The sequence below is a fragment of the Kitasatospora sp. NPDC017646 genome (assembly GCF_044329365.1).
In the GTDB taxonomy this organism is placed as follows: domain Bacteria; phylum Actinomycetota; class Actinomycetes; order Streptomycetales; family Streptomycetaceae; genus Kitasatospora.
On record NZ_JBIRJC010000010.1, the window covers coordinates 166,568 to 191,983 of the forward strand.

Here is a 25,416-nt window from a genome sequence, read left to right on the forward strand (position 1 = left end):
GCGCGCGCGCCCCGCGCCCCCCCCCCCCCGCCCCCCCCCCCCCCCCGCCCCCCCCGGGGCCCCCCCCGCCCCCCCCCCCCCCCCCCCCCCCCCCCCCGCCCCCGTCGGGTTCCCGACGGCCCCGGTTACTTGACCCCGGCCTCCGCGCAGGCCTCCGCGTACTGCTGGGTGCAGATGTCGGCCGCCTTGTAGAGCCCGCCGACGACGACGGTGGCCTCCACCCTCGACTTGGTCACCACGATCGGGGTGAGCAGCAGCGAGGGGATGCGCAGCCCGCCGCTGTCCGTGGACGAGGTCGCGGTGGTGCTGATGTCCATGCCCTCGGCCAGCTGGACGGCGATGGTGCCCGCCGCGTCCGTCTCCGGCTTGTACGGCTTGTAGATGGTGTAGGCCTGCTCGCCCGTGAGCACGCGGCGGACCGCGTCGATGGAGGCGTCCTGGCCGCCCACCGGAACGTTCTTGATGCCCGCGGCCTTCAGGGCGTCGATGACGGCGGCGGCCATCCCGTCGTTCGCGGCGTAGACGGCCTGGATCCCGTTCTTCCCGAGGCTCTGGATGGCCTCGTTCGTCTTCGCCGTGGCCACCTCGGGCTTCCACTCGCCGGACTGCTCGTAGGCGATCTTCACCTTGCCGTCCAGCGCCAGGTGCGCGCCCGTCTTGAACTGCGCCGCGTTGGGGTCGGATTCGGCGCCGTCGATCATCACGACGTTGGCCGAGGAGGCCTTCGAGCCGAGGGCGTCGAGCAGGGACTGACCCTGGAGCTGGCCGGTCTGCTGGTTGTCGAAGGAGACGTACGCCGCGACCTTGCCCTGGGCCAGCCGGTCGTAGGCGACGACCTTCACGCCCTTGGCGTTGGCGGCGTCCACCCACGGGGCGGTGAGCTTGGCGTCGACTGGGTCGAGCAGGATGACCTTCACGCCCTTGGCGACCATGTCGTCGAACTGCTTCTTCTGGGTGTTCGCGTCGCCGCCCGCATTGGCGTAGCTCATCGTGCACTTCGTGCAGAGGCCGGCCACCGTCTTCTCGATCAGTGGCTTGTCGAACGCGTCGTACCGGGTCGAGGACGTGCTCTCCGGCAGCAGCAGACCGATGCCCTCGCCGCCTCCGCCCGCGCCCCCGCCTCCGCCGGCTGCCGGCGTCTGGGGCGCGGCGGTCTGACCGCAGGCCGTGAGGGCGAGTGCGAGCGACACGGCGGCCGTACCCGCGGCCGCGAGACGCATGGGTCTGATCATGATCGGTGGTGCCTCCTGTACTGCGCCGCAACACTGCGGCAGGGGAGGGAGTCAAACGCCACCGGGCGAACGCGTCAATGCGGGAGGGATCCTTCGTTATCCCCCTGCTCGATTCGTTACGGGATGAACAGGACTTTCACATTCCCTTGGGGATTTCGCGGGGGGGGGGGAGCCGAAAGCCGGTGCGGCGGGAGACCGGGCGAACGGCCACCCGCCACCGCTCCGACCCCGGTGTCAGCCGTTGATGGCGTAGCTGTCGCCGTAGACCTTCCACTTGAGCGGCGGGTTGAGGTCGAAGTTCCCGGCGTTGAGGAACACCAGCTGCTCGGTGTCGACCCGGCTGGTGTCGGAGTGCGCGGCCTCCTTCTTCATGGCCACCTTGCGGGCGTCCAGGAAGGCCTTGAGGTAGGTGGCCTCGTCGCCGCCCTGGGCGGGCGTCCTGGCCTTCTTCATGGCGGCGGCGCGGATGCCGCCGAAGCTGTCGGAGCTGTTGCCCGGCCCGTGCATGACGATGGCGTCGTAGTAGGCGAACTGGCCGAGCGCGCGCAGGCCGTCGCTCTTGGCCTGGTTGACGGCGGGGTTGAAGTACACCCGGTCGCGCTCGTCGTTCTGGGCCTGCTGGAAGACCGGGTCCTTGGCGGCGGCGGCCCAGTCCTTGGTGAACGCGGTGCCGAGGCCGGCGTGCGAGTCGCTGCCGTTGACCTTCTTCAGCGCGGGGAGGTACCTGGCGAGGACGTTGCCGGGCTTGAGGTCGGTGTAGTGCTGGACCAGCTCCAGCATGTCACCCGTGCCCGAGCAGAAGCCGATGATGCCGGCGGTGTAGCCGCGGCCGTCACCGATGTCCTCGATGTACTTGTACTGGGCCTTCCAGTCCAGCGACGAGTTCTCCGCGCTGGACACCAGCTGCATCGCGATGTCCTTCTTGTGCGGGTCGTCCAGGCCGACTCCCTTGAGCCGGAGGGACGTTGCGGCCGCGGGGGCGGCCTGGGCCGCGGAGGTGGCCGCGACGGTGAGGGGCGCGGCCACCAGGGCGGCGGCGAGGGCGATTCGGAGGGCACGACGGGGCTGAGGGCGCATGGGGATGCTCCGGTTCCTCGTTGGGTTAGGAAACCTTCCTAACGAGAAGCAAACGCCCAGGGACGCCGCCCCCGCAAGGGCTTTGACGCATTCACTTCAAGACAGGTGTGAACGGCCCAGGTCAGGCAGCCCGACGCCGCACCCACCAGAGCGCGGCGGCGCACAGCGCCACGGCGAGCAGGATCGTCCAGCCGAACTCGATCCACTGGAACGGCCAGAACCGGTCGGCGGGTTGGTACACCTCGTGCATGGTGTACCCGCCGTCGCGCACCAGCGACTGCAGGTCGTCGTAGCTCCGGCCCAGGTGGTAGAAGTCGTCCTCGGAGATCCGGTTCCCGGCCGGGTCCGAGTACCACACGCTCAGCACCCAGCGGTCGTCCACCGCCAGGGACGTCATGGTGCGCACCGGCTCCTGCAGCGGAGTCATGTAGTGCGAGCGCACGGCCTCGGAGAGGAACGGCAGGGCGACGGAGGCCGCCAGGCCGAGGCCGACCGCGAGCACGGTGCGGCGCAGCACCGCGCCGGCCAGCGCCGCGACCCCGAAGGTCACCAGCACCCGGCCGATCAGCACCGGTGGAGCCTGCACGAAGAGGTCCGGGTGGAACTGTCCGCCCATGAGCGCCAGCGGTGCGCTCCACCAGCGCAGGACCAGCCCGAACAGCGCCGCCACCACGACCAGCACCGCGCCGCCCACGACCAGGCCGCCCGCCGTCCAGCGGGTCCGCCCGGCCCCCTGGGTCCAGGCGAAGCGCACCGTGCCGTGCTCGAACTCCCGCGCCAGCAGCGGGCCGCCGAGGAACGCGCCGAACACGCCGCCGAGGACGTAGGACACGCTGCCGAGCATGGGCATGCTGTCGGCGTACTGGTGCAGGTACCGCTTGAACGTGGCCGCGCAGGCGGCGCTGGCCGGGTCGCAGGAGCCCGCACCGGTGCGGTCCAGGCCGTCGTGCAGGTACCAGCCGTGGAGCAGCAGGGCGAGCGAGACCACGCCCATCACGGCGAGCAGGGTCAGCAGCGCAGGGCGGTGGCGCAGCCCGGCGGCCCGCAGCACGGCGGAGCGGGGCGGGGCGAGGGTGGTCGAACTCACGACAGTACCTTCTGGTTCGGACGGACGGCCCCGCGCGGGCCGGGCAGGGCGGAGGCGGCCGGCTCGCGCAGGTAGGCGAGCACCAACTCCTCCAGGCCGATGCGCTGTTGGCGCCAGCCGCCGGAGACCGGGGCGTCCACGCCGCCGGTGCGGACCAGCAGGTGGGACTGGTTGCCGGCCCGGCGGTCGCGGACCACCGGCAGGCGCTCGGCGACCGCGTCCGCCTCGGCGGTGGGACCGGTGAGCATCCGGTGGCCGGCCAGCAGGTCGTCCACCTCCCCCGACACCTGGACCCGGCCGCCCGCCAGCACCACCAGGTAGTCGCAGCTCTGCTCCAACTCGTTGACGGCGTGCGAGGAGAACACCACCGAGAGACCGTCCTCGGCCACCGCGGTGAGCAGCACGGACATGAAGTCGTGCCGGGCGAGCGGGTCGAGTGCGGCCAACGGCTCGTCCAGGAGCAGGAGTTCCGGCCGCTTGGCGAGGGCCAGGGCGAGCGAGACCTGGGCCTGCTGGCCTCCGGAGAGCCGGCCGTACTTGCGCTCCAGCGGGATGCCGAGGCCGTCCAGGTGGTCACGCGCCCGGGCGTCGTCCCAGCGCCGGTTGAGGTGGCGGCCCATCGCGAGCAGGTCGCGCACGGGCAAGCCGGGGTAGAGCGCGGCGTTCTGGGCGACGAAGCCGATCCGGTCCAAGGCCCGTGGTGAGCCGGGGACCTGGTCGCCGAGGACGGTCATCGCACCCTCGCTGGGCAGGGTGAGGCCGGCCGCCAGGCTGAGCAGCGTGGTCTTGCCGGCGCCGTTCGGGCCGACCAGGGCCACCACGTGTCCGGCCGGGACGGCGAGGTGGCAGTCCCGCAGTGCCCAGGAGCGGCGGTAGCGCTTGCCGATCCCGCCGCAGTCGATCACCGTGTCCGTCGCCATCACGCCACCACCCCGTCGCGCCCCTCGCGCAGGTCGCGCAGCGCGTCCTCGAACACCGCGACCATCCCCCCTTCATCCAGCCCGGCGGCCCGCGCCGAGCGCATCCAGTCCAGCAACCCCCGCCGCAGCACGGCCCGTTCGCGCAGCGGAACCACCCCGGCGGGCAGCCCGCGCACGAAGGTGCCCTGGCCGCGCCGGCCGGCCGCCAGGCCGCGGTGCTCCAGTTCCCGGTAGGCCTTGAGCACGGTGTTGGGGTTGATCGCCAGCCCGGCGACCACCTCGCGCACCCGGGGCAGCCGGTCCCCCTCCGCCAACCAGCCCATCCGCAGCGCCTGTTCGACCTGCTGCACGAGTTGCAGGTAGGTCGGGACACCGGAGGCCGGGTCCAGGCGGAACTCGATCGGGGAGGGCCGGTCGGCGCTTTTATCTAGTTCCATAGTTAATGAGTTAAGTGGAGATGGTGACGGGTTGTCAATCCCGGACAACGCGAAGGGCCCCGCCCGGACCGAGGTCGGTCCGGGCGGGGCCCTTCACAGGCCGTACTGAGGGGCGTCAGGCTCCGCGCAGCACCGCGCCGGTACGGCTGACGGCCTCGGCGACGGCCGCCTCGCGGGCGGCGGTGGCCTCGTCGGCGGTCAGCGTGCGGTCGGCGGCACGGAAGCGCAGCGCGTAGGCCAGCGACTTCTTGCCCTCGCCGACCTGCTCGCCGGTGAACACGTCGAACAGCCGGATGGCCTCCAGCAGTTCGCCCGCGCCCGCGCGCAGCGCGGCCTCGACCTCGGCGGCCGGGACGGCGGTGTCGACGATCAGCGCGACGTCCTGGGTGGCCACCGGGAAACCGGAGACCGCCGGGCCGTTGACCTTCTGCGGGCCGTCCGCCGTCAGCAGGTCGATGTCGACCTCCATCGCCGCGGAACGGGCCGGCAGCCCGAGCGCCTTGACGACGCGCGGGTGCAGCTCACCGGCGTGGCCGACCACCCGGTCGGTGCCGGCCACGACCAGCTCGGCGCAGCGGCCCGGGTGCCAGGGCGCCCGCTGGCCCCGGCGGACGGTCAGCTCGACGCCGACCGCGCGGGCCACCGTGCGGGCCGCCTCGACGGCGTCCGCCCAGGAGGCCTGGTCACCCTTGCCCCACCAGCCGGAGGGCAGCCGCTCGCCCGCGAGGGCGACGGCGACCCGGCGCGGCTGCTCCGGCAGCGCGGCGTCCAGCGCGGCCAGTTCCTCGTTGCTCGGCCGGTGGTCGACGGCCGGACGCGGAGCCACGGACAGCTCGTCCTTCGGCAGGAACACGGTGCCGGTCTCGTAGATCGCCAGGTCGGTGTTGCCCCGGCCGATGTTGCGGCGCAGCGCGCCGAGCAGGCCCGGCAGCAGCGTGGTGCGCAGCGACGGTTCCTCGTCGTTGAGCGGGTTGACCAGCTTGACCGTACGGCGGCGGCGGTCCTCCGGCTCCAGGCCGAGCGCCTCGAAGGCGGCCTCGCCGAGGAACGGGTAGTTGTTGACCTCGACGTAGCCGGTCCCGGCCAGCGCGACGCCGACCCGGCGGTGGATCCGCTGGGCCTCGGTCAGGCCCTTGCCCGGCGGCACGTCGGGCATCCGGGCGGGGACGTTGTCGTAGCCCTCCAGCCGGATGACCTCCTCGGCGAGGTCGTACGGGTCGGTCAGGTCGGGCCGCCAGGTCGGCGGGGTGACCTCCAGGACGTCGGCGCCCGAGACCGAGCAGCCGATCTCCTGGAGGCGCCGGGTGACGGTCTCGCGACCGTAGACGGTACCGGCCACGCGGTCGGGCAGGTCGGCGGCGATGGTGATGGTGCGCACCGGGTGCGGGGCCGCGATGTCGGTGACCCCGGCCTCGGCGGTACCGCCGGCGATCAGCACCAGCAGGTCGACGGCGCGCTGCGCGGCGGCCCGGGAGGCCTCCGGGTCGACGCCGCGCTCGAAGCGCTTGGACGCCTCGGAGGGCAGCTTGTGCCGCTTGGCGGTGCGGGCGATGGAGACCGGGTCGAAGTGCGCGGCCTCGATGATCACCTCGGTGGTGCCCGGACCGGCGGCCGGGTCGAGGATCTCGGTGGAGGCGCCGCCCATCACGCCGGCCAGGCCGATCGGGCCGCTGTCGTCGCAGATCAGCAGGTCCTCGGCGGCCAGCTTGCGCTCGACACCGTCCAGGGTGGTGAGGGTCTCGCCCTCGGCCGCCCGGCGGACCGTGATCGGGCCGTCCACCCGCTGCTTGTCGTACGCGTGCAGCGGCTGGCCGACCTCCAGCATCACGTAGTTGGTGATGTCGACGGTCAGCGAGATCGGGCGGATGCCCGCCTTCTGCAGGCGGCGCTGCAGCCAGATCGGGGACTTGGCGTTCGGGTCGACGCCGACGACCGTGCGGGCCACGAAGCGGTCGCACCCGGCCGGGTCGTTGACCTTGACCAGGTAGCCGAAGGAGTTGGCCGGCGGCACGTCCAGCAGCGCCGGGTCGGCCAGCGGCAGGCCGTACGCGGCGGCGGCCTCACGGGCCACGCCGCGCATGGACAGGCAGTAGCCGCGGTCCGGGGTGACGGCGATGTCGAGCACCTCGTCGACCAGCTGGAGCAGCTCGATGGCGTCCGTGCCGGGCTCGTACTCCGGCGGGAGCACGATGATGCCGCTGTGGTCGTCGCCCATGCCCAGCTCGCGGGCGGAGCAGATCATGCCGGCCGAGGTCTGGCCGTAGGTCTTGCGGGCCGAGATCGGGAACGGGCCGGGCAGGACGGCACCCGGGAGCACGACCACGACCTTGTCGCCGACGGCGAAGTTGGTCGCGCCGCAGACGATCTCCTGCGGCTCACCGGTGCCGTTGGCGTCGCCGACGTTGACGAAGCAGTGCCGGATCGGCTTCTTGAAGCCGGACAGCTCCTCGATGGAGAGCACCTCGCCGACCACCAGCGGGCCTTTGAGGTCGGCGCCGAGCTGCTCGACGGTCTCGACCTCCAGGCCGGCCCGGACCAGCCGCTCGGCCACGTCACGGCCGGTCTCGCCCGCGGGCAGATCGACGTACTCGCGCAGCCAGGAAAGCGGGACGCGCATCAGATCTCCATCCCGAACGGGAGGGTGAAACGCACGTCACCCTCGACCATGTCGCGCATGTCGGCGACGTTGTGACGATTCATCAGGATCCGCTCCAGGCCCAGGCCGAAGGCGAATCCGCTGTAGCGGTTCGGGTCCACGCCGCAGGCGACCAGCACCCGGGGGTTGACCACGCCGCAGCCGCCGAGCTCGATCCAGCCCTCGGAGGAACAGGTGCGGCACGGGCGGTCCGGGTTGCCGACGCTCTCGCCGCGGCACACGAAGCACTGCAGGTCGATCTCGGCGCTCGGCTCGGTGAACGGGAAGTACGAGGGGCGCCAGCGCAGCTCCAGGCCACCGCCGATCAGCTTCTCGACCAGCACCTCGATGGTGCCCTTGAGGTCGGCGAAGGTGATGCCCTCGTCGACGGCGAGGCCCTCGACCTGGCGGAAGACCGGGGTGTGGGTGGCGTCCAGCTCGTCGGTCCGGTAGACCCGGCCCGGGCAGACCACGTAGATGGGAGGCTCGCGGTCGAGCATGGTGCGGGCCTGGACCGGGGAGGTCTGGGTGCGCAGCACCACGCCGGAGTCGGCGGAGCCGTCCGGGGCCTGGACGAAGAAGGTGTCCTGCATCGAGCGGGCCGGGTGGTCCGGGCCCAGGTTGAGGGCGTCGAAGTTCAGCCACTCGGCCTCGACCTCGGGGCCCTCGGCGACCTGGTAGCCCATCGCGACGAAGGTGTCCTCGATGCGCTCGGCCAGCGTGGTCAGCGGGTGCCTGGCGCCGCGCGGGATGCGGTCGTACGGCAGCGTGACGTCCACCGCCTCCTCGACCAGCACGCGGGCGTCCCGCTCCGCCTCCAGCTCGCCCTGCCGCTTGGCCAGGGCCTGGTTGACGGCGCCGCGGGCCTGGCCGATCAGTTTGCCTGCGGCGGCCTTGGCGTGCGGCGGGAGGGCGCCGATCTCGCGGTTGGCGAGCGAGAGCGCGGAGCGGTCGCCGGTGTGGGCGACCTTGGCCTGCTTCAGCTCGTCGAGCGTGGTGGCGGCGGCGAAGGCGGCGACGGCCTCGTCCCGCGCCTGCTCCACCACCTCGGGCTTGAGGGCCTCGACCTCGACCGGGTCGTACGACTTGTTGGGTGCCGACATCTCTATCTTTCCCGTGCTCCTGCTCGTCCGTGCTCAGGTGTGTGGGCTCGCCTTCGCGTCACGCCCGGCGGGGCCGGGGCACGGGCAGCCCGTCTCCGTACTGACGGGGCGGGGTGTCCGCGGCACAGCCGCGCAGGGCGTTGCGCAACGCCAAAGGTCGAGTGTAGTCGCAGCGCGTAGCGCGGCTGCCGTCAAGCCCGTCCGGACCCCGACCACGACATGCTGCATCAGTCGTTCATGCTCCTTCAGAGCATGAAGTCGGGCACCCCGGCGGGCAGGATAAATCGGAACCGGGCTCCGCCGCCGGGCGCGCGGTCGACCCTGATGGAACCGCCGTGGGCCTCCACGATGCCCTTGACGATGTAGAGCCCCAGGCCGGTGCCACCGCGCTTGGAGCCCCGCCAGAAGCGGGTGAAGACGCGCGGCATCGACTCCTCGGGGATACCGCTGCCTTCGTCGCTCACGGTGACCGCTGTGCCTTCCACGATGCGGGGCGGGGTGCCGGAGCGCTCCCAGACGGGCGCCTCGACGACCTCCTTGGCCGGTGCCACCTCGATGGTGACAGTTCCATCGCCGTGCCGCACCGCGTTTTCCAGCAGGTTCGCCAGCACCTGGTCGACCTTGTCCGGGTCAGCCCACAGCACGGTCAGCGGCCCGGTGATCCGGATGTCGAAGCGCTCCTCGGGGATGCCGGTGGCCACCTTGCGCTCGACGTGCCGACGCACCGCGGCCGCCAGGTCGACGACCTGCTTGCGCAGCTCCAGCCGCCCGGCGTCGATCCGGGAGATGTCCAGCAGCTCGGCGATCAGCCGGGTGACCCGGTCGGCGTCGGCGTCCACCGTCTCCAGCATCAGCCGCTTCTGCCCGTCGGTGAACCGCTCCCACTTGGCCAGCAGGGTCGCCGTGAAGCCCTTGACGCTCGTCAGCGGGGAGCGCAGCTCGTGCGCGACGGTGGCGATCAGCTCGGCGTGGCTGCGCTCGGTGCGGCGCCGGGCCTCGGTGCCGCGCAGGGCGATCACCAGGCGCTCCAGCGGCCCCAGCGGCACCGCCCGGACGTACCGGGCGGAGACCAGCACCTCCCGGCCGCCGGGCAGCAGCAGGTTGCGCTCGGGCTGGCGGGTGCGGATCGCCAGGCCGCCGTACGGATCGGTCAGCTGCCACCAGCGGCGGCCGTCCAGGTCCTCCAGCGGCAGGACGTCCTCCAGCGCGCTGCCGAGCGCGGCCTCCGGGAGCACGCCGGTGAGCCGGGCCGCGGCCCGGTTGAAGCAGACCACCCGGCCCGTCGCGCCGGCGACCACCAGGCCGTCCGGCAGGTCGTCCGGGTCGAGCTCGGGCCCGCTGCCGACCATGGGTTGCCTCCCCGATTACCCACCGTGCCGTTCCCCACACCGAGGCAGACCCTAGCGCCTCGCAAGCCCCGGCAGTAGGGCTTGCAGCGTGGTGATCCCGGCGCGCCCGGGGCGTGTCCTGTGGGCCGCGGCTCCGGCAGGGGCCCGCAGGACCGCCCCTCAGGACGCGTCAGCCGTCGGACGGACGTGTCAGCCGTTCGAGCGGCAGCCGCCGGGCGAGCGCTGCGCCCGGGCCGAGGCGTACAGGCAGACGGCCGCGGCGGTGGCCAGGTTGAGGCTCTCCGCGTGCCCGTGGATCGGGACGCGCACGACCTCGTCGGCGAGCGCGCGGGTCTCCTCGGGGAGCCCCCACGCCTCGTTGCCGAACACCCACGCGCCGGGCGCGCCCAGGGTGCCCTCGTCCAGCTCCTGGTCGAGGTCGCGCTCCCCGGCGCCGTCCGCGGCGAGCACCCGGACGCCGCTCGCGCGCAGCTGCCCGACCGCCTCCTCGACCGGCACCCCGACCGCCACCGGCAGGTGGAACAGGCTGCCGACGGAGGCCCGGACGGCCTTGGGGTTGTACAGGTCCACCGAGGCGTCGGTGAGCACCACGGCGTCCGCGCCGGCCGCGTCGGCGGTGCGCAGCACCGTACCGGCGTTCCCGGGGTCGCGCACGTGGGCGAGGATCGCGACCAGCTTCGGCCGGGCCGCGAGCACCTCGGCGAACGGGGTGTCGATGAAGCGGCAGAGCGCCACGATCCCCTGCGGGGTCACCGTGTCGCAGATGTCGGCGATCACCTCGTCGGTGGCGGTCAACACCGGCAGCCCCTCGGCCAGGGCGGCCTCGACGATGTCCGCGTGCCGCTCGGCGGCCTCCAGGCCCACGTACACCTCGACCACGGCGTGCTCGGCCGTCCCCGGCAGCTTGCCGAAGGCGATGGCCTCCCGGACGGCCTGCGGGCCCTCGGCCAGGAAGCGGCGCTCCTTGGTGCGCTGGTTCCGCTTGGCGAGCCGACGGGCGGCGACGACGCGCGGCGAGCGCAGGGAGGTGAGCAGGGGGGTCTCGGTGCTCGGCATGGTCTCGTTCTCTGGAGGCGCTGACTTGGCTGACTCTGGAGGTGCTGACGGGCTGGAACGCAGAACCGGACCCGCAGGAGAGCCTGCGGGTCCGGTCAGAGCTCAACCGATCTCGGAAGATCAGGCGGCGTCGGCGGCAGCCTTCGGGGCGTTCACGTCGGCCGGCAGCGCCTTCTGGGCGACCTCGACCAGGGAGGCGAACGCACCCGGGTCGTTGACGGCCAGGTCGGCCAGCATCTTGCGGTCGATCTCGACGCTGGCGGCCTTCAGGCCCTGCACGAAGCGGTTGTAGGTGATGCCGTTGGCACGGGCCGCAGCGTTGATGCGCTGGATCCACAGCTGACGGAAGTCGCCCTTGCGCTTCTTGCGGTCGTTGAAGTTGTAGACCAGCGAGTGGGTGACCTGCTCCTTGGCCTTGCGGTACAGGCGCGAGCGCTGGCCACGGTAGCCGCTGGCGCGCTCCAGGATGACCCGGCGCTTCTTGTGGGCGTTGACTGCCCGCTTGACGCGTGCCACTTGATTACTCCTTGGGTTGGACCACGGACTACTTCACGTGGTCCGTCATTCGAATGGGTCGGGAAGGATCAGCTGCCCCGCACACGGCTCGCGCCGGACGGGAGGGCGATCACTTGCCGAGAAGCTTCTTGATCTTCTTGGCGTCAGCGGGGGCCATCTCGATCGTCCCGGCCAGCTTGCGGGTCAGCGTCGAGGGCTTGTGCTCCAGGAGGTGGCGGCGGCCGGCGCGCTCGCGCAGCACCTTGCCAGAGCCACTGATCTTGAAGCGCTTGCTGGCGCCACTGTGCGTCTTCTGCTTCGGCATTTCGCCGTATCTCCTCGTCGGTCCCGTCCACGCCCGCGCGGCTTGCACCACGCGGGCGTGAACTGGATGGATCTGCGGTGACCGGGCGGGTGCCCCGTCACCATGGGGGCCGACCCCGGACCGCCGTGAGCCTTGCGGCTCAGGCGCCCTGGGGAGCGGCCGGCTGCTCGACCGGAGCCTCGGCCTCGGGGGCCTCGGCCTCGGCCGGGGCGTCCTGCACCTCGGTCACGGCGTCCTCGTCCGCGGCGGCGGCGTCGGCGTCGGAACCGGTGGTCCGACCCAGCCGCTCGGCCTTGCGGGCGTCCGCGAGGGCGCGGGCCTCGGCCATCGCCTCGGTCTTCTTCTTGTGCGGGCCAAGAACCATGATCATGTTCCGGCCGTCCTGCTTCGGCGAGGACTCGACGAAGCCCAGGTCCTGGACGTCGTCGGCGAGCCGCTGCAGCAGACGGAAGCCCAGCTCGGGGCGGGACTGCTCACGACCACGGAACATGATCGTGATCTTGACCTTGTCACCCTGCTTGAGGAACCGGACGACGTGACCCTTCTTGGTGTCGTAGTCGTGCGGGTCGATCTTCGGCCGGAGCTTCATCTCCTTGATGACCGTGTGCGCCTGGTTCTTGCGCGCCTCACGGGCCTTCATGGCCGACTCGTACTTGAACTTGCCGTAGTCCATGAGCTTGCACACCGGCGGCCGGGCGGTCGCCGCGACCTCGACCAGGTCGAGGTCGTACTCCTGCGCGAGCTCCAGCGCCTTGGCAAGCGGCACGATGCCGACCTGCTCGCCGCTGGGACCGACGAGTCGCACCTCCGGGACGCGAATCCGGTCGTTGATGCGGGGCTCGGTGCTGATGGGGCCTCCTCGGTTGCACCTTCTGCGATGCGGCCGTCGGACGGCGGTCGCACGTAGTGGACTCGACCACTGGGCGGGGCTTCATTCGTGCTGCGCTGCCCGGTGCTGGCTTCCGACACCATGTGCACCGCGACACGAAAAAAGCCCCGCTCGGTACAAGCGGGGCTCCACACAACCGGGGGCGGCGCCCGGTGAGGGACGCTGCGGGCGACTCGGCGCCGTGGCGCCCGTCGCGGACCGGACCCGTCGACCGCGAGGCCGATCAGGTGGGAGACTTTCGCGGTTGCCCTCTCGGGCCTCCTGTGGTGGAGCCTCCACTTGCTGGCCAGGTGCCCATGAGGGATCCCGGCCGGTCAGTCTCGAAGCTTACAGCGTCGCGCGGTCGAACGCTATTCCGCCCCGGCGCACCGTCCTCCCGGCGCGCTGCCCCCGGGGCGCGTCCGGGGCCCCCTTGTACGCTCCACCTGTACCCACACCGCACGACGGAACGAGCCACCCTTGAGCAGCGAGCCCACCCAGAACCCCGGCGCGGACGACGACGCGATCGGCTTCGACGACCTCACCCGCGACATCGCCGAGGTGCCGGCCGTCGAGGTGATCACCACCGTCGCGGTGCACCTGATGAGCGCGGCCGCGGTCAAGTGCGGCCTGGCCGAGGGCGGCGAGAAGGACAAGGACCTCGACGAGGCGCGCAAGCTGATCACCGCGCTCGCCGGGCTGGTCACCGCCGGCGCTCCGGAGATCAGCAACTTCCACGCTGCCCCGCTGCGGGACGGGCTGCGCTCGCTCCAGCTGGCGTTCCGCGAGGCCTCCCTGGTGCCGGACGCTCCGGGCGCGGGGCCGGGCGAGAAGTTCACCGGGCCGGTCTACAGCTGAGCGGTTCTCGACGGGGCGGGGACCATCTACCGGATTCGGTAGGTGGTCCCCGTTCGGTTCTCACCGCCGGTACAGCGGCTCCCCCGGCAGCTGCGCGCTCGCCGGCAGCACCGCGAGGTCCAGCCCCCGGTCCAGCCGCACCCGCAGCACCGGGTCCCCGGCCACCGCCCGGCCGACCCGCTGCGCGGCCGCCTGGAGCCCCGGCTGGTCCAGCGCCGGGTCGAACACCACCGCGAGCACCCCGTCCGAGTCCTCCGACGGTGCCAGCAGCCCGCTCAGCACCTGCGGCTCGGCCGCCAGCAGCGCCCGGACCGCCTCCCGCACCTGGGGGTCCCGCACCGGCGGCAGGTACGGGCGGTTCTCCGCCAGCGCCCGCAGCCGGGCGCCGCTCAGCAGGAAGGGCACCGGCCCGGCCGGATCGATCAGCAGCGTGTCGGCGCGTTCGGAGAAGGCCACCATCGCCGCCTGCGGGGCCGCCGTCGGCGCCGGACGGGCGTCGGCGCGCCAGCGGGTGAGCGACTCCAGCGACGTGAAGGCCGGCAGCGCGCGGCGCCCGTCCGGGGCCTCCAGCACCGGGACGGCCATGTCGCTGCTCTTGTCGTGCTTGTGCCCGTGCTCGTCCACCTCGACCTCGCCGAGGAGGGCGACGATCGGGACCATCAGCCGGGTCGGGGTCAGCGCCGCCAGCACCTCGGGCTCGGCCGTGCGGTCCTGCGACCAGCGGGCGAGGGCCGCGGTCAGCGCCGGGTCCGCCGTGCCGTCGTCATCGGAGAAGCCGGGATTCGGGATGCTCTTGCCGACGAACGCCGGGTTGGAGAAGTCTTTGCGGTCCACCCGGCCGACCCTATGCCACCACCGCCCGCGGCCCCCATTTCCCCGCACGCGACCTCTACCCACCGGTAGCGCCCTGTGGCACCCTGCGCGCATGGTCATCCTCGTCACCCGCACTCCGGTATCCGACCGGCACCGGTACGACCGGGCCACCGCCCACCTGGACGGCCCGGTGGCCGTGGTGGACCTCGCCGCCTTCGACGCCAACGCCGCCGACCTGGTGCGCCGGGCGGCGGGCAAGCCGATCCGGGTGGCCAGCAAGTCGCTGCGCTGCCGGGCGCTGCTGGAACGGGTGCTGGCCGTGGACGGCTTCGCCGGGGTGATGAGCTTCACCCTGGACGAGTCGCTCTGGCTGGCCGGTACCGGCGTGCGCGACGTGCTGCTCGCCTACCCTTCCGCCGACCGGGCCGGCTACGCCTCGCTGACCGCCGATCCGGAGCTGGCCCGCCGGGTCACCGTCGTACTGGACGACCCGGCCCAGCTGGACCTGATCGACAAGGCCCGCTCCGGCGACGCCGAGGTGCGGGTCTGCCTGGAACTGGACACCGCGCTGCACCTGCTCGGCGGGCGGGTCCGGGTCGGCGCCCGGCGCTCGCCGCTGCGCACCCCGGAGGAGCTGGGCGCCTTCGCCGAACTCGTCCAGCGCCGCCCGGGCTTCCGGGTGGTCGGCCTGATGGCGTACGAGGGGCACGTCGCCGGGGTGGGCGACCGGGTGCCGGGGCGCCCGGTGCGCTCGCAGCTGATCCGGCTGATGCAGGCCAGGTCCCGGGCCGAGCTGGCCGAGCGGCGCGCGGCGGTGGTCCGGCGGCTGCGGCAGGTGGCCGAGCTGGAGTTCGTCAACGGCGGCGGCACCGGCAGCGTGGAGTCCACCGTGGCCGAGCGTGCCGTCACCGAGGTCGCGGCCGGCTCCGGGCTCTACGCGCCGCAGCTCTTCGACCACTACCGCTCCTTCCGGGGCCGTCCCGCCGCGCTGTTCGGCCAGCCGGTGGTGCGCCGCCCCGGCGTCGGGGTGGTGACCGTGCTCGGCGGTGGGTACCCGGCCTCGGGCGCCGCCGGGCCGGACCGCTCGCCGGTGCCGTACCTGCCGGCGGGGCTGCACTACGACCCGATGGAGGGCGCGGGCGAGGTGCAGACCCCGCTGCTCGGTCCGGCCGCCGACGACCTGCTGATCGGTGACCGGGTGTGGTTCCGGCACGCCAAAGCGGGCGAGCTGTGCGAGCGCTTCGCGGAACTGCACCTGATCGACGGGGACCGGGTCGTCCGCAGCGTGCCCACCTACCGGGGTGAGGGGAAGACGTTCCTCTGACGCGCAGCTCTTCGGTGCCCTACCGTGGTGACGACACGACGAACCACGAGGGGGCACCATGGAAGCGGAGATCGTTCAGCAGATGGTGACCTCGGGGGCCTCGTCACTGGCCGGGCTGATGGCCACTGCGGCCTGGCAGCAAGTCAGTTCGCGAGTCTCCCGGATGTTCGGACGCGGCGAGGAGGACGAGGCGGCGAGCACCGAGCTGGAGGAGATCCGGGCCGAAGTGCTGGAGGCCGGCGATGACCGGGGCGCACTGGCGGACCAGACGGCCGTGCTGCGCGCCCGGCTACGCCGCCTGTTCCGCGAGCACCCGGATGCTGCCGACGAACTCCGGGAGATCCTCAGGGAGTTCGCCCCGCAGGAGCGGACCGTCAAGGTGCACAACGTGATCCGGGACTCGACCGTCAACAGCGACATGGTGATCCAGACCGGCACCATGAACCAGCGCCTCTGACCTTTCCCCAGCCTTAAGCGGGCCCGACGGAACACCTAACCACGGTGTCCCGTCGGGCCTTTGCGCTGCTTGGAGCGGACATGCCGTCAACAACCGACCGATGCAAGGCTATTGCCTTATGGTCCAGACCAATCCTACGCTCTGGCCGGGGGTCCGCGGTCCGGGCCGGCGGTCCCCGAACGGGCAGGCGTGTCCGCTCCCCCACACCCGCCCGGAACGACGGCCGAGGAGTCCCCACCCCATGTCCATCAAGCGAAGTGCCCTGTCCGTCGGCGTGGTCGGCGCCGCGGTCCTCGCGGTGGCCGCGACCACCGCCGACACCGCCAGCGCCCACGGCACCATGACCGGCCCGGTCAGCCGGATCGCCGCCTGCTACGCCGAGGGCCCCGAGCACCCGGTGTCCCAGGTCTGCAAGGACGTCGTCGCCGCCATTGGCACCCAGCCGCTGTACGACTGGAACGAGGTCAACATCGCCAACGCCAACGGCAACCACCAGGCGCTGATCCCGGACGGCAGGCTCTGCTCGGCCAACCGCGACAAGTACGCGGCCCTGGACTGGCCGCGCACCGACTGGCCGGCCACCCCGGTCAGCGCGGGCAACCTCACCTTCCAGTTCCGCACCACCGCGCCGCACGTCGGCACCCAGACCGTCTACATCACCAAGCCGAGCTACGACCCCACCAAGCCGCTGAAGTGGTCCGACCTCGACCCGACCCCGGTGGCCCGGGCGCAGGTCGACCGCACCGCCGTCAACGGCTACTACACCTACTCGGGCACCCTGCCGCAGCGCACCGGCCGACAGCTGCTGTACATGATCTGGCAGCGCAGCGACAGCCCGGAGGCGTTCTACAGCTGCTCCGACGTCGACTTCGGCACGGCCGGCACGGCCGGCACCGCCGCCACCACCGGCTCCACCGCCGGTGCCCCGGCCGTCTCCTCGCTCGCCGCCCCGGCTGCGCCCAGCGACGCCCAGATCGCCGCCGACGCCTCCAAGTCCACGGTCGCCCACCACGGCCACGGCGGGGACCCGAACGCCCCGGCCGGCCAGCCGCTCCCGACCAGCTCCGCAGCCGTGGCCGGTACCTCCGCCACCGGTCCGCTGCTGCTCGCCGGTGCCGCCGCGCTGGGCGTCGGCTGGGCGGGCATGGTGCTCCGGCGCCGTCGCATCGAGGCTGTTCGACGCGACTCCTGACGCCGGACGACGCGGGGCCGGGCCGGCCCACCCCCGTCCGGCCCGGCTCCGTGGCTTCTCACGATCCACCCGGCTGACGGGCTGACGGGCTGACCCGACGAACGGGCCGGCCGGACGAACGGCGACGGCCCACCCGGAGGGGTTCCTCCCGGGTGGGCCGTCGCGGTGTGAGGAGCGCGGGGGGCTCAGGTGGTCTCGGTGCCGGAGCCGTCGGGGCTGCTGCCACCGGAGCCGGACCCGCCGCCGGAACCGCCGGAACCCGGCATGCCCGGGAGGCCGGGGACCTTGCCCTTGAAGTCGGCGATGCCCTTGACGATGGTGTCCATCACCCCGACGTCCGGTGCCTTGTCGGCGATGTCGAAGCCGAAGTGCACCGAGACCAGGTTCTTGCCGTCGGTGGACGGGAAGACCACGGTCTCCACGTAGCCGTTGTTGCCCTTGGCCGCGTTCACCTTCCAGCGGACCAGGTAGCCGTCCTGGCCGTTGACCTTCACGGCCTCGGACTTGAGCTCCTGGTGCCCGGTGATGTCGCCGTAGGCGTCCTTGGCGGCCTTGTCGATGTCCGCCTTCGCCGCCGCCTGGGCATCGGTGCCGCCGCCGTCGATCCGGCCGGTGTTCGCCCCGCCGAGGGAGCAGGCTTTGCCGTCCGGGCACTTGTAGTCGCCGACGGTCAGTGCGGCGTAGCCGTCGTCGGTGGTGCCGGCCTGCCAGCCGGAGGGGACGGGCAGGACGAGCCCGTTCACCATGTCGATGGCCTTGTTGGCGCCCGGCCTGGCCTTCCCGCTGCCGTTCCCGCCACCCCCGCCGTTGCCACCGCCGTTCCCGCCTCCGGTGCCACCGCCGTTCCCGCCGCCGAGGCCCGGGAAGCCGAACAGCCCGTCCCCGCCGTCCTTCGGCGCCGGCTGGACCCTGGCGGCGCTGCGCTGCGAGCCGCCGTCGTGCTTCCCGTCCATCGCCAGGTAGGTGATCCCCGACCCGGCGCCGAGGCCCAGGACGGCGGCCACGGCGGTGGCCACGACCAGTCGGGAGGGCTTGCGCCAGGCCTTGCGCGGCGGCTGGGCGGGCGCGCCGTACGCCGTGCCGAAGGGCGGCGGCTCCGGGTAGCGGACCGTCGGCCCGCTGTCCAGGACCTCGCCCTCGAGCACCCTGGGCTGCTCCGCCGTCCCCGGCCCCGGAGCCGCGGCGGCCGGGGGCTCCGGCTGCGGGGCGTCCGAGGGTGCGGGCCGGGTGTCGGCCGTCCAGCCCTTGCCGTCCCACCAGCGCTGCGGCCTCGGGTCGCTGGTGGTGTCCTTCGGGTCCGGGTACCACCCGGCGGGGATCTGCTCACTCACAGCAAAGAATCTAAAGGTAGCCGGATAAACGCGAAATCAGCGCAGCCGGGAATTCCGGAGGTTTTCGATGAGATTACGGTGAGAAGCCACCGACTGCCCTGCCCGGCCCACCGGTGGCGGCCACCGCGCCGACGGCCTACAGCGGTGTCACGTACGCCCCGGAGATGCCGCCGTCCACCAGGAACTCGCTCGCGGTGACGAACGAGGAGTCGTCGCTCGCCAGGAAGGCCACCGCGGCGGCGATCTCCTCGGCCTTGGCGAACCGTCCGAGCGGGATGTGCACCAGTCGGCGGGCCGCCCGCTCCGGGTCCTGGGCGAACAGCTCGCGCAGCAGCGGGGTGTCCACCGGTCCGGGTGACAGCGCGTTCACCCGGATCCCCTCCCGGGCGAACTGCACGCCCAGCTCGCGGGACATCGCCAGCACCCCGCCCTTGGAGGCGGTGTACGAGATCTGCGAGGTGGCCGCCCCCATCCGGGCCACGAAGCTGGCGGTGTTGATGATCGAGCCGCGCCCGTGCCGGCGCATGTACGGCAGCGCGGCCTTGCAGCACAGGTAGACCGAGGTCAGGTTGACCTCCTGGACCCTGCGCCAGGCGTCCAGGCCGGTGGTCAGGATCGAGTCGTCCTGCGGCGGCGAGATGCCCGCGTTGTTGAAGGCGACGTCCACGCTGCCGCAGGTCTCGTACGCCTCGTCGAACAGCGCCTCGACCATGTACGGGTCGGTGACGTCGGTGTGCACGAACAGCCCTCCGACCTCCTTGGCGGCCGCCCGCCCGGTCTCCTCGTCCAGGTCCGCGCAGACCACCTTCGCCCCCTCGGAGGCGAGCCGGCGGGCGGCCGCCAGGCCGATCCCGCTGCCCGCGCCGGTGACCACGGCGGTGCGGCCGACCAGACGGCGGCAGATGACGTCGTTGTCGCTCATCGGACTGGCGCTCATCGGACTGTCACTCCTCGCTGTGGATGAAGACGTTCTTGGTCTCGGTGAAGTGGCGCAGCGCGTCCGGCCCCAGCTCACGGCCCACCCCGGACTCGCCGAAGCCGCCGAAGGGCGTCCAGTAGCGCACCGAGGAGTGCGAGTTGACCGACAGGTTGCCCGCCCGCACGCCCCGGGCCAGGCGCAGCGCCCGGCCGACGTCCCCGGTCCAGATCGAGCCGGACAGGCCGTAGCGGGTGGCGTTGGCCAGGCGCAGCGCGTCGGCCTCGTCGGTGAACGGCAGGACGGCGGCGACCGGTCCGAAGATCTCCTCGGTGACCGCCGGGACCTCCGGGTCGTCGGGCGCGAGCACCGTCGGCGGGTACCAGTAGCCCGGCCCGTCCGGTACGGATCCCCGGGCCAGCACCGGCAGTTCGGGAGTGACGTAGGAGGCGACCCGGCGGACCTGGGTTGCCGAGATCAGCGGCCCGAGCTGGGTGTCCGGATCGCTCGGGTCTCCGGTGCGCAGCGCCTCGACGGCGGGCAGCAGCTGGGCCAGGAAGTCGTCGTACGCCTCGCGCTGGACCAGGATCCGGCTGCGGGCGCAGCAGTCCTGGCCACTGTTGTCGGCGAAGGACATCGGGTCGGCGGCGCGGGCCAGGTCGGCGTCGGCGAAGACGATGCTGGGGCTCTTGCCGCCGAGTTCCAGGGTGATCCGCTTGGCCCGGGCGGCGCAGCGGGCGGCGACCTCCTTGCCGACCACGGTCGAGCCGGTGAAGACGATCTTGCGGACCGCCGGGTGGTCGACCAGGGCCCGCCCAGTGGTGCCGCCGGCGCCCGGGAGGACCTGGAACAGGCCCTCGGGCAGGCCTGCGGCGAGGGCCAGTTCGGCCAGCCGCAGGGCGGTCAGCGGGGTCGCCTCGGCGGGCTTGAGGAGCACCGCGTTGCCGGCCGCGAGGGCCGGGGCGAAGCCCCGGGCGGCGACCGGCATCGGGAAGTTCCAGGGGGTGATCACCCCGACCAGGCCGACCGGCTCCTGGAAGGTCACGTCCAGACCGCCGGCCACCGGGATCTGGTGTCCGGTCAGGCGCTCGACTCCGCCGGCCGCGTACTCCAGGAGGTCCCGGACGTTGCCGGCCTCCCAGCGGGCGTTGCCCAGGGTGTGCCCGGCCTCGCTGACCTCCAGCGCCGCCAGTTCGGGCACGTGCACCTCGACCTGGTCGGCGAACCGGCGCAGCAGCCGGGCGCGTTCGCCGGGCGCCAGCGCCGCCCAGCCCGTCTGGGCCTTCAGCGCCCGCTGGACGGCCGCGTCCAGCTGCTCGACGGTGGTGTCGGGGACGGTGGCCAGCAGCTCCCCGGTGGCCGGGTTGCGAACGGCGCTGCCTGGCGAGTCGGTCATGCCTCACATCCGTTCGAAGGACCGGTAGCGCTCCCAGTCGGTGACGGCGCCGTCGTACGCGGCCTGCTCGACCCGGGCCATGTTCAGGTAGTGCTCGACCACGTCGCCACCGAAGGCCGTCCGGGCCAGTTCGCTCCCCGCCCACAACTCGGCGGCCTCGCGCAGTGATCCGGGCACCCGGGCGTACTCCTCCACCGCGTAGGCGTTGCCCAGGCAGGGTGTCGGCAGGTCGAGTTTGCGTTGCAGTCCGTGCAGGCCGGCCGCGATCATCCCGGCCACCGCGAGGTACGGGTTGACGTCGCCGCCGGGCACCCGGTTCTCCATCCGCAGGCCCGGGCCGTGGCCGACCACGCGGTAGGCGCAGGTGCGGTTGTCCCGTCCCCAGGCGACGGCCGTCGGGGCGAAGGAGCCGGGGCGGTAGCGCTTGTACGAGTTGATGTTCGGTGCGTACAGCAGGCTGAACTCGCGCAGTGCGGCGAGCTGTCCGGCCAGGAAGTGCCGCATGGTGTCGGTCATCCGGCCGTCCCGGTCGGCGAAGGCGGGGGCGCCGACGGCGTCGCGCAGCGACAGGTGGATGTGGCAGCTGTTGCCCTCACGCTCGTCGTACTTGGCCATGAAGGTGAGCGCGCAGCCCTGTTGGGCGGCGATCTCCTTGGCGCCGGTCTTGTAGACGCTGTGCTGGTCGCAGGTGGTGAGGGCGTCGGCGTAGCGGAAGGCGATCTCGTGCTGGCCGAGGTTGCACTCGCCCTTGGCGGATTCGACGGTCAGTCCGGCCCCGGCCATCTCGTTGCGGATCCGGGACAGCAGCGGCTCGACCCGGGCGGTGCCGAGCATCGAGTAGTCGACGTTGTAGAGGTTGGCCGGGGTCAGGCCCCGGTAACCGCCCAGCCAGGCCTGCTCGTAGGTGTCGCGGAAGACCAGGAACTCCAGTTCGGTGCCGATGTCCGCGGCCAGGCCGTACTCGGCGAGCCGGGCGATCTGGCGGCGCAGCAGCTGGCGCGGGGCGGCGTCGACCGGGTGGCCCCCGTGCCGGGCCAGGTCGGCGGTGACCTGGGCGGTTCCGGGCTGCCAGGGGGTCAGTCGCAGGGTGGCGAGGTCGGGGCGCATCGCGAAGTCGCCGTAGCCGGTGGCCCAGGAGGAGAAGGCGTAGCCGTCCACGGTGTTGAGGTCCACGTCGACGGCCAGCAGGTAGTCGCAGGCCTCGGCGCCGTTCTCCGCCACCTCGTCGAGGAAGAAGCGGGCGGCGAAGCGTTTGCCCTGAAGCCGGCCCTGCATGTCGGTGAAGGCGAGCGCGACGGTGTGCACCTCGCCCGCGTCCACCAGGGTGCGCAGCTCGCCCAGGGTCAGTGGCGGCCGGGGCCGCGATCCCGCGGCGGCGTTCTCGGGCATGCCGGAACCCTCCTCCTCGATCACTCTTCGAGATCAAGCGGTCACAGCGAACCGTACGGCCTGCGGCTCACGGGGCGGAAGAGGGCGGACGGGTGTGGCGCGCCGACCCGCGTGATTGACGGGGTATCAGGCGGTGCGGGTGGAGAATGCCCGCCATGGATCGCAGGCCTTTCATCGGTGTCAGCACCTACCTGGTGGATGCGAGCTGGAGCGACTGGCAGGGCCGTCGCGCCGCCCTGGTGCCGGAGCGGTACACCCGGTACGTGCAGGATTCCGGCGGCATCGCCGTCCTGCTGCCGCCGGACGCCCCCGAGCGCGCGCCCGAGGTGCTGGCCCGGCTCGACGCCCTCGTCATCGCCGGCGGACCGGACATCGACCCGGCCTACTACGGGGAGCCCGCCCACCCGTTGACCGACGTGGACTCGCCGGCGCGGGACGCCTGGGAGGTCGCCCTGCTGCGCGGCGCCCTGGCGGCGGGCATGCCGGTGCTGGGCATCTGCCGCGGCATGCAGGTGCTGAACGTGGTGTGCGGCGGGACGCTGGTGCAGCACCTGCCGGACGTCGTGGAGGTCGACGTCCACGGCGGTTCGCCGGGGTGCTACGGCGCCCACGTGGTGCGCCCGGTGCCCGGGACGCTGGTGGGCGGGCTGCTGCCGGAGACCGAACTGGAGGTGCCGACCTTCCACCACCAGGCGGTCGCCCGGCTCGGCGCGGGCCTGCGGGTGAGCGCCCTCGCCCCGGACGGCACGGTGGAGGCCGTCGAGGGGCCCGGGTTCACGGTGGGAGTGCAGTGGCACCCGGAACAGGGCGAGGACCTGCGGGTGATGCGGGCCCTCGTCCAGGCCGCCACGGCGGCGGCGCTGGACGCGGTGGCGCTCGGCTGAGCGGCAACGACAACGGTCACCAGTACAGCCTTTGGATCTTTGTCGATTCTGCGGTTCACTTCGGGTGCGGGGCGATCGCGCCCGCCACCTCCCACCCGTGCGCCCAGAGAGGACCTCGATGGCCGGGCACGAGCACTCCCACGACGATCATGCGCATGACCGCCAGAGCGCGCCCGGTCGCAGCCCCAACCACGGACACGGGCACGGGCACGGGCACGGTGGGCACGGCGGCCACTCGCACGGTGTCGCCGCCGACGCCGACCGCCGCTGGCTGGTCAGCGCCCTCGCCCTGATCGTCGCCTTCATGGCCGGCGAGGTCGTGGTCGGGTTCGCCGCCCAGTCGCTGGCCCTGATCTCCGACGCGGCCCACATGCTCACCGACGCCGCCTCGATCGTGCTCGCCCTGGTCGCCATGCGGCTCGCCGCCCGCCCGGCCCGCGGCGGCTACACGTACGGGCTCAAGCGCGCCGAGATCCTCTCCGCGCAGGCCAACGGCGTGACGCTGCTGGTGCTGTCGGCCTGGCTGGGCTACGAGGCGATCACCCGGCTGATCGAGCCGCCGGAGGTCACCGGCTCGTTGGTGCTGGTCACCGCGCTGATCGGGATCGTGGTCAACCTCGCCGCCACCTGGTGCATGTCGAAGGCCAACCGCAGCTCGCTGAACGTCGAGGGTGCCTTCCAGCACGTACTCACCGACCTGTACGCCTTCGTCGCCACCGCCGTGGCCGGTGTGGTCATGCTGACCACCGGCTTCGTCCGGGCGGACGCCATCGCCTCGCTGATCGTGGTCGCGCTGATGCTCAAGGCGGGCATCGGGCTGGTCCGGGACTCCGGGCGGATCTTCCTGGAGGCCGCCCCCGCCGGGATCGATCCGGACGCGGTCGCCGACCGGCTGGTCACCGAGCCGCTGGTCGAGGAGATCCACGACCTGCACATCTGGGAGATCACCTCCAACCAGCCGGCCCTGTCCGCGCACATCCTGGTCACCCCGGGCGGCGACTGCCACGCCGTCCGGCGCGAACTGCAGCGCCGGCTGGCCGCGGAGTACGGCATCACCCACAGCACTCTCCAGGTCGACCACGTCGGCGAGGACGAGGCGGGCGCGCTGCTCCAGATCGCCGGCCCCGGCGAGACCCCCGCCGAACACTGCGCCGACGCCCACGGCCCGGTGCACCGCGCCGGACCGCACGAGCACTGAGAACCGGGTCTTCGTCAGCGCGGTGCGGCATGATCTGAGGCGTGACCGCACCGCGACTGATGCTGCTCGACTCCGCCAGCCTGTACTTCCGGGCCTACTTCGGCGTACCGGACACCCTGCGCTCGCCGCAGGGTGAGCCGGTCAACGCCGTCCGCGGCCTGCTGGACTTCATCGCCCGGCTGGTCCACGACCACCGGCCCGACGAACTCGTCGCCTGCATGGACGCCGACTGGCGCCCCCAGTGGCGGGTGGACCTCGTCCCCTCCTACAAGACCCACCGGGTCGCCGAGGCGGCCGTCGACGGCGAGGAGGAGGTGCCGGACACCCTCGCCCCGCAGGTCCCGGTGATCGAGCAGGTGCTCGACGCCCTCGGCATCGCCCGGGTCGGCTCCCCCGACTACGAGGCGGACGACGTCATCGGCACCCTCACCGCCCGCGCCAAGGGCCCGGTGCAGATCGTCACCGGCGACCGCGACCTCTTCCAACTGGTCGACGACGCACGGCAGATCACCGTCCTCTATCCGGTCAAGGGCATGGGCAACCTGCAGACCACCGACGACGCCCTGCTGCTGGAGAAGTACGGCGTGCGCGGCGCCCAGTACGCCGACATGGCCGCCCTGCGCGGCGACCCGTCGGACGGCCTGCCCGGCGTCAAGGGCATCGGCGAGAAGACCGCCGCCCAGCTGATCAACGAGTACGGCGACCTCGCCGCCATCCGCGCCGCCGCCCTGGACGTGGGCTCCGGACTCACCCCCGCCCGCCGCCGCAACATCGTCGAGGGCGCCGCCTACCTCGACGTCGCCCCCACCGTCGTCCGCGTGGCCACCGACGCCCCCCTCCCCGACTTCGACCCCACCCTCCCCCGCGAACCCCTCGACCCCATGACCCTCGAACACCTCGCCACCCGGTGGGGCCTCGGCACCTCCCTCGACCGCCTCCTGGAGGCCTTGGCCACCCACTGAGGCCTGTGGCGCGGGGGGTGAAGAGCGGGCCGCCATGCGGCGCCCCCCGCCCACCCCCCCCCCCCGGGCCGGCAAAGGGTAGGACCGGGGCCGGCCCAGGCTGTGGGCGGGC

24 protein-coding genes are annotated in these 25,416 nt (G+C 72.7%); 7 read left to right on the forward strand and 17 right to left on the reverse strand.

Annotated features, from left to right (window positions below; translation table 11 throughout):
• Positions 1-125: 125 nt before the first annotated feature.
• The 12 genes from ACH4J0_RS18310 to infC form a co-directional block, all read right to left on the reverse strand.
• Positions 126-1,232, reverse strand: coding sequence for a sugar ABC transporter substrate-binding protein (locus tag ACH4J0_RS18310; RefSeq protein ID WP_396241218.1), 1,107 nt, complete (start codon positions 1,230-1,232; stop codon positions 126-128).
• A gap of 234 nt (positions 1,233-1,466) precedes the next feature.
• Complete coding sequence (locus ACH4J0_RS18315) at positions 1,467-2,309, reverse strand: chitosanase (protein ID WP_396241220.1); 843 nt, start codon at positions 2,307-2,309, stop codon at positions 1,467-1,469.
• A gap of 121 nt (positions 2,310-2,430) precedes the next feature.
• On the reverse strand, positions 2,431-3,396 hold the full coding sequence (locus ACH4J0_RS18320; protein WP_396241222.1) for an ABC transporter permease subunit: 966 nt from the start codon (positions 3,394-3,396) through the stop codon (positions 2,431-2,433).
• The gene (locus ACH4J0_RS18325; RefSeq protein WP_396241224.1) at positions 3,393-4,316 is read right to left on the reverse strand and encodes an ATP-binding cassette domain-containing protein; all 924 of its coding nucleotides are present in this window, start codon (positions 4,314-4,316) and stop codon (positions 3,393-3,395) included. The genes ACH4J0_RS18320 and ACH4J0_RS18325 overlap by 4 nt, the downstream gene beginning before the upstream one ends.
• Complete coding sequence (locus tag ACH4J0_RS18330; protein WP_396241226.1) at positions 4,316-4,753, reverse strand: GntR family transcriptional regulator; 438 nt, start codon at positions 4,751-4,753, stop codon at positions 4,316-4,318. The genes ACH4J0_RS18325 and ACH4J0_RS18330 overlap by 1 nt, the downstream gene beginning before the upstream one ends.
• Before the next feature lie 115 nt (positions 4,754-4,868).
• On the reverse strand, positions 4,869-7,370 hold the full coding sequence (pheT, locus tag ACH4J0_RS18335; RefSeq protein WP_396241228.1) for a phenylalanine--tRNA ligase subunit beta: 2,502 nt from the start codon (positions 7,368-7,370) through the stop codon (positions 4,869-4,871).
• Positions 7,370-8,491 (reverse strand): phenylalanine--tRNA ligase subunit alpha, encoded by a 1,122-nt coding sequence (gene pheS / locus ACH4J0_RS18340; protein WP_396241230.1) that lies wholly within the window; start codon positions 8,489-8,491, stop codon positions 7,370-7,372. The genes pheT and pheS overlap by 1 nt, the downstream gene beginning before the upstream one ends.
• 245 nt (positions 8,492-8,736) lie before the next feature.
• On the reverse strand, positions 8,737-9,840 hold the full coding sequence (locus ACH4J0_RS18345; RefSeq protein ID WP_396241232.1) for an ATP-binding protein: 1,104 nt from the start codon (positions 9,838-9,840) through the stop codon (positions 8,737-8,739).
• 189 nt (positions 9,841-10,029) lie between these two features.
• Positions 10,030-10,896: a TrmH family RNA methyltransferase gene (locus tag ACH4J0_RS18350; protein WP_396241234.1), complete on the reverse strand. Its 867-nt coding sequence runs from the start codon at positions 10,894-10,896 to the stop codon at positions 10,030-10,032.
• A 120-nt stretch (positions 10,897-11,016) separates the two neighbouring features.
• Entirely contained in the window at positions 11,017-11,412 is a 396-nt protein-coding gene (gene rplT, locus ACH4J0_RS18355; RefSeq protein WP_030055649.1) for a 50S ribosomal protein L20, read from the reverse strand.
• A 109-nt stretch (positions 11,413-11,521) separates the two neighbouring features.
• Positions 11,522-11,716, reverse strand: coding sequence for a 50S ribosomal protein L35 (gene rpmI, locus ACH4J0_RS18360; protein WP_153460093.1), 195 nt, complete (start codon positions 11,714-11,716; stop codon positions 11,522-11,524).
• A gap of 139 nt (positions 11,717-11,855) precedes the next feature.
• Entirely contained in the window at positions 11,856-12,566 is a 711-nt protein-coding gene (gene infC, locus ACH4J0_RS18365; RefSeq protein ID WP_396241422.1) for a translation initiation factor IF-3, read from the reverse strand.
• Between the two features lie 498 nt (positions 12,567-13,064).
• On the opposite strand from infC, the gene ACH4J0_RS18370 reads away from it, so the two are divergent.
• Positions 13,065-13,442 (forward strand): DUF1844 domain-containing protein, encoded by a 378-nt coding sequence (locus tag ACH4J0_RS18370; protein WP_270148261.1) that lies wholly within the window; start codon positions 13,065-13,067, stop codon positions 13,440-13,442.
• Positions 13,443-13,502: 60 nt separating this feature from the next.
• Here the strand turns inward: ACH4J0_RS18370 and ACH4J0_RS18375 are convergent, their stop codons facing one another.
• Positions 13,503-14,276 (reverse strand): SseB family protein, encoded by a 774-nt coding sequence (locus ACH4J0_RS18375; protein ID WP_396241236.1) that lies wholly within the window; start codon positions 14,274-14,276, stop codon positions 13,503-13,505.
• A 91-nt stretch (positions 14,277-14,367) separates the two neighbouring features.
• Between ACH4J0_RS18375 and ACH4J0_RS18380 the strand changes: the two genes are divergently transcribed.
• From ACH4J0_RS18380 to ACH4J0_RS18390, 3 genes are all read left to right on the forward strand, one after another.
• Positions 14,368-15,579 carry an amino acid deaminase/aldolase gene (locus tag ACH4J0_RS18380; protein ID WP_396241238.1) on the forward strand — a complete coding sequence of 404 codons (1,212 nt, stop codon included), beginning with the start codon at positions 14,368-14,370 and terminating at the stop codon, positions 15,577-15,579.
• Between the two features lie 58 nt (positions 15,580-15,637).
• Positions 15,638-16,036 carry a hypothetical protein gene (locus ACH4J0_RS18385; protein ID WP_396241240.1) on the forward strand — a complete coding sequence of 133 codons (399 nt, stop codon included), beginning with the start codon at positions 15,638-15,640 and terminating at the stop codon, positions 16,034-16,036.
• A 241-nt stretch (positions 16,037-16,277) separates the two neighbouring features.
• Positions 16,278-17,228, forward strand: coding sequence for a lytic polysaccharide monooxygenase (locus tag ACH4J0_RS18390; protein WP_396241242.1), 951 nt, complete (start codon positions 16,278-16,280; stop codon positions 17,226-17,228).
• A gap of 185 nt (positions 17,229-17,413) precedes the next feature.
• Here the strand turns inward: ACH4J0_RS18390 and ACH4J0_RS18395 are convergent, their stop codons facing one another.
• The 4 genes from ACH4J0_RS18395 to ACH4J0_RS18410 all read right to left on the reverse strand — a co-directional run bounded on the left by ACH4J0_RS18395 (position 17,414) and on the right by ACH4J0_RS18410 (position 22,260).
• Positions 17,414-18,559, reverse strand: coding sequence for a DUF2510 domain-containing protein (locus ACH4J0_RS18395; RefSeq protein ID WP_396241244.1), 1,146 nt, complete (start codon positions 18,557-18,559; stop codon positions 17,414-17,416).
• A gap of 136 nt (positions 18,560-18,695) precedes the next feature.
• Complete coding sequence (locus tag ACH4J0_RS18400; RefSeq protein WP_396241246.1) at positions 18,696-19,496, reverse strand: 3-oxoacyl-ACP reductase; 801 nt, start codon at positions 19,494-19,496, stop codon at positions 18,696-18,698.
• A 7-nt stretch (positions 19,497-19,503) separates the two neighbouring features.
• Positions 19,504-20,871 (reverse strand): aldehyde dehydrogenase family protein, encoded by a 1,368-nt coding sequence (locus ACH4J0_RS18405; RefSeq protein ID WP_396241248.1) that lies wholly within the window; start codon positions 20,869-20,871, stop codon positions 19,504-19,506.
• 3 nt (positions 20,872-20,874) lie between these two features.
• On the reverse strand, positions 20,875-22,260 hold the full coding sequence (locus ACH4J0_RS18410; RefSeq protein WP_396241250.1) for a glutamine synthetase family protein: 1,386 nt from the start codon (positions 22,258-22,260) through the stop codon (positions 20,875-20,877).
• Between the two features lie 155 nt (positions 22,261-22,415).
• Here ACH4J0_RS18410 and ACH4J0_RS18415 point away from each other — a divergent pair, with 155 nt between their 5' ends.
• The 3 genes from ACH4J0_RS18415 (at position 22,416) to ACH4J0_RS18425 (ending at position 25,304) form a co-directional block, all read left to right on the forward strand.
• A complete protein-coding gene (locus ACH4J0_RS18415; RefSeq protein ID WP_396241252.1) occupies positions 22,416-23,144 on the forward strand; it encodes a gamma-glutamyl-gamma-aminobutyrate hydrolase family protein in 729 nt (242 codons plus the stop codon).
• Between the two features lie 118 nt (positions 23,145-23,262).
• Entirely contained in the window at positions 23,263-24,342 is a 1,080-nt protein-coding gene (locus ACH4J0_RS18420; protein WP_396241424.1) for a cation diffusion facilitator family transporter, read from the forward strand.
• A 59-nt stretch (positions 24,343-24,401) separates the two neighbouring features.
• Complete coding sequence (locus ACH4J0_RS18425) at positions 24,402-25,304, forward strand: 5'-3' exonuclease H3TH domain-containing protein (protein WP_396241426.1); 903 nt, start codon at positions 24,402-24,404, stop codon at positions 25,302-25,304.
• Positions 25,305-25,416: the final 112 nt, after the last annotated feature.

Coding starts and splice junctions, on each gene's coding strand:
- ACH4J0_RS18310 (WP_396241218.1), bottom strand. CDS start 1,232: ATGATCAGACCCATGCGTCTCGCGGCCGCGGGTACGGCCGCCGTGTCG.
- ACH4J0_RS18315 (WP_396241220.1), bottom strand. CDS start 2,309: ATGCGCCCTCAGCCCCGTCGTGCCCTCCGAATCGCCCTCGCCGCCGCC.
- ACH4J0_RS18325 (WP_396241224.1), bottom strand. CDS start 4,316: ATGGCGACGGACACGGTGATCGACTGCGGCGGGATCGGCAAGCGCTAC.
- ACH4J0_RS18330 (WP_396241226.1), bottom strand. CDS start 4,753: ATGGAACTAGATAAAAGCGCCGACCGGCCCTCCCCGATCGAGTTCCGC.
- pheT (WP_396241228.1), bottom strand. CDS start 7,370: ATGCGCGTCCCGCTTTCCTGGCTGCGCGAGTACGTCGATCTGCCCGCG.
- pheS (WP_396241230.1), bottom strand. CDS start 8,491: ATGTCGGCACCCAACAAGTCGTACGACCCGGTCGAGGTCGAGGCCCTC.
- ACH4J0_RS18345 (WP_396241232.1), bottom strand. CDS start 9,840: ATGGTCGGCAGCGGGCCCGAGCTCGACCCGGACGACCTGCCGGACGGC.
- ACH4J0_RS18350 (WP_396241234.1), bottom strand. CDS start 10,896: ATGCCGAGCACCGAGACCCCCCTGCTCACCTCCCTGCGCTCGCCGCGC.
- rpmI (WP_153460093.1), bottom strand. CDS start 11,716: ATGCCGAAGCAGAAGACGCACAGTGGCGCCAGCAAGCGCTTCAAGATC.
- ACH4J0_RS18380 (WP_396241238.1), top strand. CDS start 14,368: ATGGTCATCCTCGTCACCCGCACTCCGGTATCCGACCGGCACCGGTAC.
- ACH4J0_RS18385 (WP_396241240.1), top strand. CDS start 15,638: ATGGAAGCGGAGATCGTTCAGCAGATGGTGACCTCGGGGGCCTCGTCA.
- ACH4J0_RS18390 (WP_396241242.1), top strand. CDS start 16,278: ATGTCCATCAAGCGAAGTGCCCTGTCCGTCGGCGTGGTCGGCGCCGCG.
- ACH4J0_RS18400 (WP_396241246.1), bottom strand. CDS start 19,496: ATGAGCGCCAGTCCGATGAGCGACAACGACGTCATCTGCCGCCGTCTG.
- ACH4J0_RS18405 (WP_396241248.1), bottom strand. CDS start 20,871: ATGACCGACTCGCCAGGCAGCGCCGTTCGCAACCCGGCCACCGGGGAG.
- ACH4J0_RS18410 (WP_396241250.1), bottom strand. CDS start 22,260: ATGCCCGAGAACGCCGCCGCGGGATCGCGGCCCCGGCCGCCACTGACC.
- ACH4J0_RS18415 (WP_396241252.1), top strand. CDS start 22,416: ATGGATCGCAGGCCTTTCATCGGTGTCAGCACCTACCTGGTGGATGCG.
- ACH4J0_RS18420 (WP_396241424.1), top strand. CDS start 23,263: ATGGCCGGGCACGAGCACTCCCACGACGATCATGCGCATGACCGCCAG.
- ACH4J0_RS18425 (WP_396241426.1), top strand. CDS start 24,402: ATGCTGCTCGACTCCGCCAGCCTGTACTTCCGGGCCTACTTCGGCGTA.